This is a genomic window from Mucilaginibacter sp. P4_C11, assembly GCF_056402115.1.
The window spans coordinates 214,378-226,530 of the sequence record NZ_JBFUIA010000007.1 but is presented as its reverse complement, the minus strand read 5'-3'; the positions used below and the strand labels follow the sequence as shown (position 1 = coordinate 226,530).

At 43.7% G+C, this 12,153-nt stretch carries 11 protein-coding genes, 1 tRNA gene and 1 riboswitch; of the genes, 2 read left to right on the top strand and 10 right to left on the bottom strand.

Going from position 1 to position 12,153, the window contains the following annotated elements; translation table 11 throughout:
- Positions 1 to 352 precede the first annotated feature (352 nt).
- Genes AC1DU2_RS08960 through AC1DU2_RS08950 form a run of 3 tightly spaced genes read right to left on the bottom strand, consistent with a single transcriptional unit; the run spans position 353 to position 3,069 of the window.
- A complete protein-coding gene (locus tag AC1DU2_RS08960) occupies positions 353 to 949 on the bottom strand; it encodes a LutC/YkgG family protein (RefSeq protein WP_477366068.1) in 597 nt (198 codons plus the stop codon).
- Positions 946 to 2,331: a lactate utilization protein B gene (locus AC1DU2_RS08955; RefSeq protein WP_477383791.1), complete on the bottom strand. Its 1,386-nt coding sequence runs from the start codon at positions 2,329 to 2,331 to the stop codon at positions 946 to 948. Before AC1DU2_RS08955 ends, AC1DU2_RS08960 begins: the two co-directional genes overlap by 4 nt.
- A complete protein-coding gene (locus AC1DU2_RS08950; RefSeq protein WP_477366064.1) occupies positions 2,332 to 3,069 on the bottom strand; it encodes a (Fe-S)-binding protein in 738 nt (245 codons plus the stop codon). It lies immediately after the preceding gene.
- A gap of 559 nt (positions 3,070 to 3,628) precedes the next feature.
- Positions 3,629 to 3,739: riboswitch (SAM riboswitch) on the top strand.
- Positions 3,740 to 3,789: 50 nt separating this feature from the next.
- Between AC1DU2_RS08950 and AC1DU2_RS08945 the strand changes: the two genes are divergently transcribed.
- A tRNA-Cys gene (locus tag AC1DU2_RS08945) sits at positions 3,790 to 3,860 on the top strand.
- A 325-nt stretch (positions 3,861 to 4,185) separates the two neighbouring features.
- On the opposite strand, the gene AC1DU2_RS08940 is transcribed toward AC1DU2_RS08945, so the two are convergent.
- The gene (locus AC1DU2_RS08940) at positions 4,186 to 5,616 is read right to left on the bottom strand and encodes a DUF3943 domain-containing protein (protein WP_477383790.1); all 1,431 of its coding nucleotides are present in this window, start codon (positions 5,614 to 5,616) and stop codon (positions 4,186 to 4,188) included.
- Positions 5,617 to 6,176: 560 nt separating this feature from the next.
- On the opposite strand from AC1DU2_RS08940, the gene AC1DU2_RS08935 reads away from it, so the two are divergent.
- Positions 6,177 to 6,557, top strand: a complete 381-nt coding sequence (locus tag AC1DU2_RS08935) for a transmembrane 220 family protein (RefSeq protein WP_477366059.1) — start codon at positions 6,177 to 6,179, stop codon at positions 6,555 to 6,557.
- A 41-nt stretch (positions 6,558 to 6,598) separates the two neighbouring features.
- On the opposite strand, the gene AC1DU2_RS08930 is transcribed toward AC1DU2_RS08935, so the two are convergent.
- The 6 genes from AC1DU2_RS08930 to AC1DU2_RS08905 form a co-directional block, all read right to left on the bottom strand.
- On the bottom strand, positions 6,599 to 7,450 hold the full coding sequence (locus AC1DU2_RS08930; protein ID WP_477383789.1) for a transglutaminase-like domain-containing protein: 852 nt from the start codon (positions 7,448 to 7,450) through the stop codon (positions 6,599 to 6,601).
- Positions 7,451 to 7,453: 3 nt separating this feature from the next.
- Complete coding sequence (locus AC1DU2_RS08925; protein WP_477383788.1) at positions 7,454 to 8,191, bottom strand: proteasome-type protease; 738 nt, start codon at positions 8,189 to 8,191, stop codon at positions 7,454 to 7,456.
- A gap of 255 nt (positions 8,192 to 8,446) precedes the next feature.
- Positions 8,447 to 9,379: a bestrophin family protein gene (locus AC1DU2_RS08920; protein ID WP_477366053.1), complete on the bottom strand. Its 933-nt coding sequence runs from the start codon at positions 9,377 to 9,379 to the stop codon at positions 8,447 to 8,449.
- Between the two features lie 16 nt (positions 9,380 to 9,395).
- The gene (locus AC1DU2_RS08915; protein WP_477383787.1) at positions 9,396 to 9,878 is read right to left on the bottom strand and encodes a hypothetical protein; all 483 of its coding nucleotides are present in this window, start codon (positions 9,876 to 9,878) and stop codon (positions 9,396 to 9,398) included.
- 183 nt (positions 9,879 to 10,061) lie between these two features.
- Positions 10,062 to 11,447 (bottom strand): sensor histidine kinase, encoded by a 1,386-nt coding sequence (locus AC1DU2_RS08910; protein WP_477383786.1) that lies wholly within the window; start codon positions 11,445 to 11,447, stop codon positions 10,062 to 10,064.
- Positions 11,431 to 12,129: a response regulator transcription factor gene (locus AC1DU2_RS08905; RefSeq protein WP_477366044.1), complete on the bottom strand. Its 699-nt coding sequence runs from the start codon at positions 12,127 to 12,129 to the stop codon at positions 11,431 to 11,433. The genes AC1DU2_RS08910 and AC1DU2_RS08905 overlap by 17 nt, the downstream gene beginning before the upstream one ends.
- Between the last annotated feature and the right edge of the window lie 24 nt (positions 12,130 to 12,153).

The window sequence follows — 12,153 nt, the reverse complement described above, 5'->3', positions numbered from 1 at the left end:
AAAAGTGTGAATTTATTACCTTGTTTTTACCTGTTTGTGTATGGATAAAGCGCGGTTTTGATATAAAAAAGGAAGCGCGTAAATTTGTACTGTTTACCAGCGAAAAGAATAATAAAAATCGAATAATCCATTAACCCATAAATTTCGGCCCAGACAAAATGCGTTAGGGATCGTCGCGGATACCGGCTTGTGGACAAGGCCCGTGCAGTATGAGCAGAGAGCCCGGCCGCAGGCAACGCCGGGGAAAGAATCAGGAAGTTAGATTCAAGAATCAAGACGAAGACAATAAAAAAAGCATGCCGTCAATCAACCGGCAGGCTTACTTAAAAATATATAACCAGGTAATTAAGGGCTAAGGGAGGATAAAAACCGACAGGCTGCGTGGGCCGTGGGCGCCAATAACCAGCGATTGTTCAATATCGGCAGTTTTTGATGGGCCGGAGATGAATGCTCCATAGCCATACGTTGCGCTGCCAATTTTTTCATAAGCCTGCGCCATAGTCGGCACTAAGTTAGTTTTACTGATTACTACCGCCAGGTGCTGGGCAATAAAGGGCAGCACCCTGACGGTCATATCCTCTTCTGTGAGCCATAATGCCCCGTTTTCTGCAACGCCAAGGCCCGACCGGAGGATGCATAACTCCACATCGGCAAAACTGTGGGATAATTCGTGTTTTACATCGGCAACATAGGTGTATTCATTCAATTCCTTAATGCCTGAGATGATTTTTACACCGGGTTTAAACTCCTTGTGAAGGATGTTCTGGATGGCCGCATAGTCGGCCACTTCGTATACAAAACTACCCCCTGCACTGCCGATGGTTTTGTATTTTTCAACCAGGTTGTCGTTAGTGGATGTCAGGGTGCTTAAAACCTCAAGGCCGGGTAAATCTGCCTGGCTAAACTGGTTTGCATTTACGGCTGCTAATATGTTTTGGCGGCTGCTCATTTCTTGTTTTCCTTTCTTTTGGCATACCATTCGCCAAATGACTGTTCGGGTGCTTTGGGCATTTCGCGGTGTTTGTACCATGGGTTTGCGCCATTATTAACAGCGAAAGGCGCGTATTTGAACGTAAAGCGACCCATTTTGCCTGCCGCGCGGTAAATTGTGGGCGATGATAAGGTGAAAGCCATGCCTTTCATGGCTAAAGTTTTTGCTTTGGGCGTGTAGCCTGCCTTAACAATTACCTGCCGCCATTTGTATAGCTGGTCGTGAATATCAATTTTAACCGGGCACACATTGCTGCATGAGCCGCATAGGGTAGAAGCAAAGGGCAGGTCGGCATATTTTTCCATATCGAGGTTGGGCGCCAGGATGCTACCTATAGGGCCGGCAACCGCGGTATGGTAACTGTGGCCACCGCTTTTGCGATATACGGGGCAGGTATTCATACAGGCCCCGCAACGGATACATTTTAACGAATTGCGAAAATCTTCGCGACCCAACTGGATGCTGCGGCCGTTATCAACTATCACCATATGTATTTCCTTGCCATCCTGCGGTTTGCTGAAATGGCTGGAGTAAGTGGTAATAGGCTGCCCGGTGGCGCTGCGGGTAAGCAGGCGTAAAAATACGCCAAGGTGCTTGCGCTCGGGAATTATCTTTTCGATACCCATGGATGCAATATGGATTTCGGCCAGGTGGGCGCCCATATCGGCGTTGCCCTCGTTGGTGCATATTACAAACTCGCCGGTTTCGGCAATAGCAAAATTAACCCCGGTAAGCGCCGCGCGGCGGGTCAGGAACACTTCGCGAAGGTGCTGACGAGCGGTTTCGGTTAATATTTTAGGATCTGATTCGCCTTTGGCCGAGCCTAAATGCTCGTGAAAAATGTCGCCTATTTCTTCCTTTTTCTTGTGGATACAGGGCAGTACAATATGGCTTGGCGGCTCGCCGGCTAACTGAACAATGCGTTCGCCCAGGTCGGAGTCGATAACATCTATACCCTGTTTTAACAGGTATTCATTAAGGTGACACTCCTCGGTAAGCATCGATTTGCTTTTTACCATGCGGCTGATGCCCCGTTTCTCCAGCAGGGTATAAATAATTTTGTTATGCTCTTGGGCATTAGCCGCCCAATGTACTATTATCCCATTGTTGATGGCATTAGCCTCAAATTGCTCCAGGTAGGTGCTCAGGTTTGATAGTACGTTGTTTTTAATTTGCGAGGCTGTTTCGCGCAGCAGTTCCCACTCGGGCAGTTTATGTGCTGCAATATCGCGTTTGGCGCGTACCCACCACAAGGTTTCGTCGTGCCAGTCAACCCGTGGCTCGTCGCGGTTAAATATGGCGGCTAATTGCGGGTGATCTTTTGTTGCGGTGCTGCTCATTTAGATAGTGTGGTTTAAAATTTCGGCAACATGAATTACTTTAACATTGCTGTTTTGGCGGCGCAGGATGCCTTCCAGGTGCATCAGGCAGCTCAAATCGGCCGAGGTGATGTATTGGGCCCCGTGTTCAATATGGTCGTCTACGCGGTCTTTACCCATTTTGGATGATACGGCTTCTTCCACCACGCAAAATGTGCCGCCAAAGCCACAGCAATCATCGGCCCGGCTCAAGGGTACCAGCTCCAGGCCTTTAACCATGCCCAGCAGTTGGCCCGGCTTGCTAAAAGGTTCGGCAACCAGTTCTGTCATTTGCGAAATTCGCAACCCACGCAAACCATGGCAGCTTTGGTGCATACCTACTTTGTAGGGGAAGCTGGCTTCCAGGCTTTTTACCTGTAATATATCTACCAAAAATTCGGTAAGCTCAAAAACGCGTTTACGGATTTCTGCGGCTTTATCTTCGTTTTCGTGCGAATGCAGGTGTTCTTTAATATGCAGCGTGCAACTACCGGACGGACAAACAATATAATCGTAACCGGCAAAATTATCGATGAATAAATTATTGCAACCGCCTGTAAGGTGTTCGTAGCCGCTGTTGGCCATAGGCTGCCCGCAGCAGGTTTGATTTTTAGGGTAATGAACTTCGCAACCCAGCTTTTCCAGCAGTTCAAGGGTGGCAATAGCCGCCTGGGGGTAAAACTGGTCGACATAGCAGGGAACAAATAAAGCTACCTTCATTTTTGTGTTTATTTCAATTGGTTAAAGCAATATTAACGCTTATCATTTGCATAACTATCCTTAGGTATCTGCAAAGTATAGTTGTATATTAAAGTACCCAAAATACAGTTATAACAGGCAACTGTTATTCAGTTTTTTTTGCAAAAGGCTGGGGGAGATTGGCGTATTTAGGTAGCGGAATAATCCATGAGATGAAAGAAAAGTGAATTTAAAGCTTAAGCGGGCAATCTTATTAACACGCAATGCCCTCTTTACTTCATCACCTGGCGTTGCGCCTTCTGCATCCGAGGTTTTTTGTTTCTGTTAGTTAAACAATCCAACTACCCCAAGGTTAGCGCAGCCTAATTCGCGGATATTACCTCGCTTAAGCTCAGCTGAAAGCTGAAACTGTCCGACCCACAAGCTGGAAACATCGCGGGAGCGATGCAGTTTTTATTTTATACTGCTGATTTTTAAAGAGATAATGATTTATTAAAAAATATTCTACTATCCCTATAGGATTTATATAAATAATGTTTTATGTTTGCATCGTCAACAAAGACAAATCGTTCTTTATTTTAACTTATCAAGAAAGACTGAGGGAAAGGCCCAAAGACGTCTTAGCAACCTATACATCCGCATAATGTAAAAGGTGCTAATTCCTGCTCCATTCAACGGAGAAAGATAACATACCATCTTCGCCCCCTGCCAATCTAATAAGTGATTTTATAGTTTTTTTTAAGTCGCGTGACCGAGAGGATAGGTGGGGGTCTGCAAAGCCCTAAACGGCAGTTCGAATCTGCCCGCGACGTCTATTTTAGCTTAAAGCTAAAGGCGTAAAGCAAAAAGCTTTTTTGGCGCGTTGTCAGGCTTTAAGCCTTAGGCTTTCTGCTTTTAGCTTCTCCACAAATTTCCTATCGAATATCTTGTCGAGATAGCTTAAAGCTAAAGGCGTAAAGCAAAAAGCTTTTTTGGCGCGTTGTCAGGCTTTAAGCCTTAGGCTTTCTGCTTTTAGCTTCTCCACAAATTTCCTATCGAATATCTTGTCGAGATAGCTTAAAGCCAAAGGCGTAAAGCAAAAAGCTTTTTTGGCGCGTTGTCAGGCTTTAAGCCTTAAGCTTTCTGCTTTTAGCTTCTCTACAAATTTCCTATCGAATATCTTGTCGAGATCCTGAGGTAAGGATATTTCTTATTCACGTCGGGATAGTCACGATAGTTTCCTTCCAGCCGGAAATAACCCGATTCGGCAGCTATGGAGAGGCCTTTGATAAACATGTAGCTTACTTCGTTACTAAAAGTGTGCAAAAAATAATGCGATTTATTGCCATCTATTGTTACCATCCAGCCTCCCCGGTAATTTGCACTGTATGATAATTTATTTAAAAGCTTTATGGTACCGCCCCCGTTAACAGAGAAGCCTGGCCCATAATCATAATTACGGCTATTGTATATGTATTGATCGGGTACGGCGGCCAATAGGATAGGGCCGGCCCCGAGACTGCCGGTTATTTTTACGTCATGCGTTAGCTTAAGCTCCGAGAATAGATTAAATTTTACGCTTTGTGCTCCGTAAAAAAACGCCTGGTTGCGGATGTAATCATAGTTTGCTGATAATATCACCAGGTTCTCCATTTTATCCTGGTCAACCACAGAAATGTCCCATCCGGTAAGTGATCCATATACACTTATCACATTAACCGAGCTGCTATCGTCCTTACCAAACTCGGCAGTTATAGATATATTGCTGAACGGCTTCCTGAAGCCCTCATTGGGTACACCATACAATAATGAGGCCCGGCCGAACCAGCCAAAGCGACCATGTTCAAACGGGCTTACGGATTGTGAATTAAATATCCGTCCTCCAAGATCAAACTCGGCGCCTATTTTTGATGAGTCTCGCTCGGTGCTATTGCCATAAACTTTGCCCCAGGTGCCATCTAAAATGCGGTTTAATCCGCGCATGGGGTTAATAATTAATCCTGCTACTTCGCTGGCCTGCCTTTTAAAACCCCGCTGGCGGTTGTTTACAATACGACTGGATAGTCGAAAAGTCATCTCGCCCAACACTATGCCGCCAAAACTGGTGTTTATAAAATCGTTAGGGGCAGGTGCCTGGTTTTCGGCGAAGGTTTCCCAAAGGTAGCTGCCCGCCATGGTAGCTGGTACCGATTGCCAGAAGCTAAAGCCATTGCTTCGGAACGCACTATAAAACAAACTGCCGTGATAAGGGTGCCCAAACTGGTTAGTTTGGAAAGGATCGTTATCAAACTCCCAGTTGCCGGGGTTAAGGTTGTGGCTTACGCTTTTCCAATTTATACGGGCATAATCCTTATTGGCTACATAGCGGTCAAAAATCCAGGGCGTAATTTCGGCTATACCCAATTCGGCTACCGCACGGCCAAACCTGCGTTTTACGGAAGTATCCCGAACGTCCCGGTAATAGCGTAGTTTCACCTCGGGCTTTTGATCGAATATATTGTTTTGGGCAAAAAGCCTGGAGGCGATACAGAAAAATATAAAGCTTATTAATAATGTTTTTTTTGAAGGGTAAAGATCAGCTAAGCTCATATAAAGGTTATCAGGAGGTGGAAAAAACTATTATCCAAAAGCGCTTAGTAATGAAATTGTTTTGATAGATGTTATAATAATGTTAAATGTTTGTTTTGAAATGGGTTATGATGAAAGTTAAGAACGGTTGAGGAAGAGGATAATCAGCAAAAACTACTTAATTACTTACAAAATACATGACATCAACTTACAATTTACATAAGATCAGCCGGAAATTTATGCTCGCATTTTGTTGAGATAGMCGGCGCATTTGCGTTTCGCAAAAAAAGCTTCGTGTCTTTTTAAATCGAATAAGGGACTTGTATTGGCCAACAACAGGCACAGATATTTGGATGTTTATAAATTGCACGATCAATATAGTGTTAACCATGATCAAATATAAAATATTGACTATTAGCAATTTGTAAAAAATATATTTGAAATGTGTTAAGTTATGTTAACCCAATTAGATGCGCTTGCCCTGGTTAACTATCTCCAAAATCAACAGGAAACTCAAAAAATATTATCTTTAAGCGCTTAACCTGCATTAAGCCCAATCAAAACCAATATCCATTTAAATCATGAAAATTTTCAACATCGTATTTGTTGTGTTGTTTGTCATTTTTGCGGCCCTGCAATATAATGACCCCGATCCTTACATTTGGGTGCCTATTTACCTTTACAGCGCCTGGTTTTGCTTTAAAGCTTCGCAAAAAAAGTTTTACCCGGTTTGGTATGCAGTTGGCATATTCCTTTATCTGGCTTATGCTACATATAAAATATTTGATGCCAATGGCCTGATAGACTGGTTTACCCAACACCACTCCGAAAGCCTGGTAGAAAGCATGAAGGCTGAAAAACCATGGATAGAAGAAACCCGGGAGTTTTTTGGTTTGCTGATATGCGTTGCCGTATTGGGCATCAACTGGGTTTACGGGAACAGGCTGAAAAAGAAAGCGTAATATTTATGCGTTTCAATCAGAATAATTCCCAAATAGGGGGGTTACAGATACGATAATCCGTTATACCCGCCATGAATATAGTACACCGGTTCAAAATTATGTTCATTAGGGTCAAGTTCGCAGCTTACCTGCATGGTGGTAAAGGTTACATCGCCAAAAATGTTGGCTATGGCGGTATCGGCGGCATCGCGGCCGGTGGCAATTTTTATAAGGCCATTTAAGGGCACCAGTTTGGTGGCATCAAAAAGTATCCATTTGCCGCCCAGGTAAGCCTCAAAACAGGCATGAAAATCGGCAGGGTATAAGTGATAGGCATATCCTGTAAAATAGCGGGCCGGAATGGTTAAGGCGCGGCAAAGGGCAATACCCAGGTGGGCAAAATCGCGGCAAACGCCAACCTGTTCGGTAACGGTATCAAATGCCGATGTTTGCGAATTGCTGTACCCGCTTAAATATTGCACATTATTGTGAATCCAGTCGGTAAGGGTAACTACTTTCTCAAACGGATTGGTGATGTGGCCAAACAGATTGTGCGATAGCCGGTACAATTTATCCGACTGGCAATAACGGCTTGGGTTTAGATAAGGCAGCACCGATGAATCGAGCTGGGCCACCAACGTTTCCTGTTGTTGAGAATAGTCGGTAAGCTCATAAAAATTGTCAACCAGCGCGTTGTATGTAACTTTAATAGTCCCCGGCTGATATACCTCGAAGCGCATCAACCGGTTTTCGCCCTGGGCAGATATGATCTCCTCAATTTTAACGTAAGGGTCAACCGTAAACTCCTCGTTCAGCACAGTTTGGTTGGGTGTACGTAATGCATGTATGTTTAATATCAATGTGCCCGGCGCCCGTACTACATATTCCATTTGGGTAAACACATTGAATTTCATTGATCAGCTTTCGGTTTTAATTTCTTCTAATTTGTTAAAGGTAGTATCCATCCAGTCTTCAGATATATGTTCTAAAGCCAGTTTCAGTTCTTCGGCCCATTGGGCCGATATATATTCCAGGTCTTTCTTTTCGTATCGTTGCTGGATAATGTCGAAACTATCCTTTTTATAAACAGCAACGTCAATCGGGAAATCCACATTATTGGAGCTTACCCTTGTTGAATCGAACGAAAGAAAACCAGTTTTAAGGGCCAGCTTCAGGCTGCTTTCCTCGGTAAGGATGCGGTTTAATATCGCCTTGCCATGGCCCGAATTTCCTATAACTACATAAGGCGCACCCTGCCCAAGTTCAACCCAGTTTCCTTCGGGGTACAGTAAAAAAAGCTTGTGCTCGTCGTCGTCTTTTAGCTGTCCGCCTATAATGGTGTTCAGGTCAAACCTGAAACCCGCGGCTTCTAATGATGCTTTGTCTTCGGCAATTACCCGCTTTACCTGCTCGCCAAAGGCGTTTACAGCTTTGTACATTTTGTTAAACTCCTTGGTTTCCAGTAATTCGTTAAAATAAACAATAGCCTTATCCCTTGCCGACCGTAAACCGCTGGTCATGATAAAAAGCGAAAAATGATCTTTTTGTTCTATGGTGATCTTCTTTTTTACAGTGGTATCTGTACCAGAGGTTATACGGGTATCGGCAATAGCCAATAAACCCTCTTTAACCTTAATTCCGAGGCAATAAGTCATTTTTATACAGTGCGATTTGTTCCAAAATTTAAGATAGCCAAAGTAGCGAAAAGAATCGGGGAAAATAGAATCAAGAGGCAATCAACGAGAGCCAAGAGTCAAGACTATTAAAAAGTTGCAAGTAGTTAAAACAAGTAGCAAGTAGTTAGTATCAAGTATCAAGATTTTTTTGGATGTTTAACAAAAAAGCCGCCGTTTCCTTATGAAAACAGGCGGCGTCACGGAACAGAAAAAAGTCTTAACTCTTGACTCTTTTTAAAGTATGTAAAACTGAGCCGGTTTTTGCGGTTGTTTACTTATCACCGCGTCGATGTCATGAGGTAACTCATCCTTCATCATCTGTTTCAGGTTTTTTTCGATGGTGCGGCTAATTGTTGTTGTGGGTGTATCGGTAGGTTTGTTTTCAAACGGATCCTGCAGGTGGATAGCCATTTTTTCGATCAGGAAAAAGGCCGATGATATGGCTATTACCAGTGGCACCTGGAAAATCCCGAAAAATTCCATCAGGCTGAAAGGCAGCAGCAATACAAAAAACATAACCAGCCAGTGAATGTACACACTATAGGTAACCGGGAAAACGGTATTCTTAATACGCTCGCAGCCACCCATCGAATTCATAAAGTTGGTGAGTGTGTTATCAAGGGCCACCTGCTGGTACTCATTTATCCAGCCCAGCTTATACAGTGTGCGCAGGTCATGACCCTGCAACTCGTTTATTGCAAGCGGAATATGGTCGAGCTTTTTGATGTTTTTTACATCATCGTCGGTTAGGTAGGCCTCCAGGTTATCTTTTGCGTTTTGACCGCGCAGGTGGCAGCTTAAGCTATAGCACCAGGCCATTTGCCTGCGGATGATGCGCTCTTTTAACGCCCATTTTTGCTCGCCATCATGGCTGCTATCCACAAAAGTTAACACCTGCCGTGCAAAGGTGCGGCAGTCATTTACAATACCTCCCCAAAGAATGCGGGCCTCCCACCAGCGGTCGTAAGCCTGGTTTGACCGAAAGGCCAGCAAGAGCGATATGATGGTACCCAAAATGGTGGGCACCGTTAGCGGAATAGAGACATCTTTGAAGTTATAGTATTGGTGAACACAATAGATGGTAATGGCGTACACAGCCACCATCAAAACTTCCTTTTTTATTTTACCAAATACGTAGCTTACCGGTATATTTTCTTTTAATAACATAGGTGTGAAATTTTAATTATGATTCATGTTCAGTTAAAATAGGCTCCTCAATTACTACATCTGCCAAAGTGCCTGGCGTTTTAGGCAGCTTTATTAGGGCTGTATCGCATTTATCAAAAAGCATTTGCGGGGCTATGCTGTTTTTAAAAAGCAACTCGTAATTGTCATGTGGGGGCACAATGGCGTCAACTTCATGAGCCTCAAGGAAATTATTGAAAACTGCAACCGTGCTGCCATAAAAAAAAGTGATAGCAATATTGTTGATGACATGGCTATACTTGTTTTCGATATCGCGGCACCTGATATAAAAATTATCGGGAATTTGCCGGTACTCTACGCTGCGCCGCGATAGCATCAGCAATTCACTCATGTTATCGGTAATTTTAAGCATATGTACCAACACAATGCTTACCTTTTCGGGATAAAAAACCTGGGCCAAAGCAGGAATATACTGAATAGACTGCTGGGTAAAATCGGTAGGGATTAATAACGTTTTCATGGTAATTTTAATTAATGGTGAAACCTTGTATGTTTTGTTTGATACAAGTGTAGCAGCCAATAATTAGGAGGATATAAGAAAGTTATTAGAAATTGATTAGAATGCTTATAGCCTCACCTAAATTCTCTCCAAAGGAGAGGACTTTTGATTTGCATATTCGAGAATCGTTTAACCCATTACTTTTTAAAAACCCTCTCCTTTGGAGAGGGCAGGGTGAGGCTCTACAGGCAAAAATACCTTAATCTCGGTACCTATTCCAACTTCCGAGCTGATGCCCAGGCTTCCTTTGTGCAGGCGGATGATGTTAAGCGTTAAGGGCAAGCCAACGCCATGGCCTTCGTACTCGTGGGCGTTTGAGGCGCGGAAAAAAGGCTCGAATATATGCTGAAGCTCGGTTTGGGGGATGCCGATGCCCTGGTCTTTAATAGCAATAATCACTCTTTTATTTTCGGCTAACAGGCTAACTGTTACAGGCCGGTTATTGGAGTATTTGCAAGCGTTGCTGATAATGTTGTTAATGGCCAGCCGCAGCAAATTGCTGTTGCCTTTTACGTAAAGCAAGCTTTCATCGGCAGGTAAGTTTTCAAGATCGATATAGATATTGCTCTCCGGGTTTATTCGTTTAACAGATTCGGATGCGGTAAGCAAAAGTTCATCCATCCTGATGCTTTCCCAGTTTTGCCTTTTGCCATCAAAGCCCGATTGTGCCAGCGTAAGCAGGCTGTTCAGGATCTGGCCCAGTTTTTCCGATTCGGCATACACCGTATTTAAAACCCCGCGTTGCTGGCTGTTCAGGTCTTGTTTGTTTAAAGCCAGCTCAAGCTCAGATGATATAATGGTTAGCGGCGTGCGTAACTCGTGCGATGCATTGCTTACAAAGTTGTTTTGTGTTTCAAAGGCTGTTTCAAGCCTGTTAAGCATGTCATTAAACGTTAGCGATAACTCGGCTATCTCGTCTTTGCCGGTCAGTTCGTCCAGCCGGAAATGCAGGTTATTGGCGGTGATGTTTTTTACATTGTTGATAATTCGCCTCACCGGCTGAAAGGTGTAAAAGGAAAAAACCTTGCCCACAAAATATACCAATATCATGGCCAGCAAAAAGCCATATAACAATATTTTTTGAAGGTCTTTTAGCTCCTGGAAACCAGCTGGGTTTGATGCCGATACAATAACAACATAGCCTGCATTGCCTTTTTTGAACAGCGAGCCTGCATAAAAAGTGTTATCATGCCTGTAATGGGCCTGGCCTGTCAGTAATATATCGTCGATAAAAACCTCGGCAATTCCGGCACTTGCCCGCACTTTATTGCCGTTGCTTACCGCTAAAAAATACTCTTTTTCCGAATCCAGCTTCTCCAGGTATTTGTTGCGCACCTCTAAAGTAGCTTTACTTTTGGCGCCTGGCGACAGCTGTACTTCCGCCGCTATGTTTACGCGGGCTTCCAGCCGTTTATAAAAATCATCAAAGTTGAATTTGTAAACAAGGTAAAATATGGATGCATTAAGCAGTATAAGTATACCGCCCGACAGCATCAGGAATAACAATGTTATTTTACTTTGTATCTTCATCGGTATCGCCCTCTTTCATCAGGTAACCCATACCAAACACTGTATGGATAAGGTTGGGGCCACCGTTTTTCTCCAGCTTTTTACGCAGATAGTTTATGTAAACATCTACCACATTGGTGCCCATATTAAAATCAATATCCCAAACATTTTCCAGGATTTGGATGCGGGATAATACCTTTTTTTGATTTTTCACAAAATATTCAAGCAACCGGTATTCGGTTGCTGTAAGTTTTAATGTCTCGTTGTTGCGGTAAGCTATTTTTGATTCGGTATTGAGCAGCAGGTTGCCTATTGTATAGGTGTTATTTGCTGATGTTTCGCTTCCGCTGCGGCGCAGCAGCGTACGAAGGCGGGCGGCAAGCTCCGCAATTTTAAACGGTTTTACCATGTAATCATCTGCGCCGCTATCCAGGCCGCTTACAATATTCTCGGTAGAATCGAGCGCCGTGAGCATAATAATGGGCATCATTTTTTTTTGCTGCCTGATGCGTTTGCAAACCTGTATGCCATCCATTACGGGCAGCATTACATCAAGTATAACCAGGTCAAAATCATGATCGAGCGCCATTTGTAAACCCGTTGCACCGTTAGCTGCAACGCTTACTTCAAAACCATAATCGGTGAGGCCGCGCTTAATTACCGATACCACATTTGGTTCGTCCTCAACTAATAGTATCCCCATAAAACAACCAATGTATTTAACTGC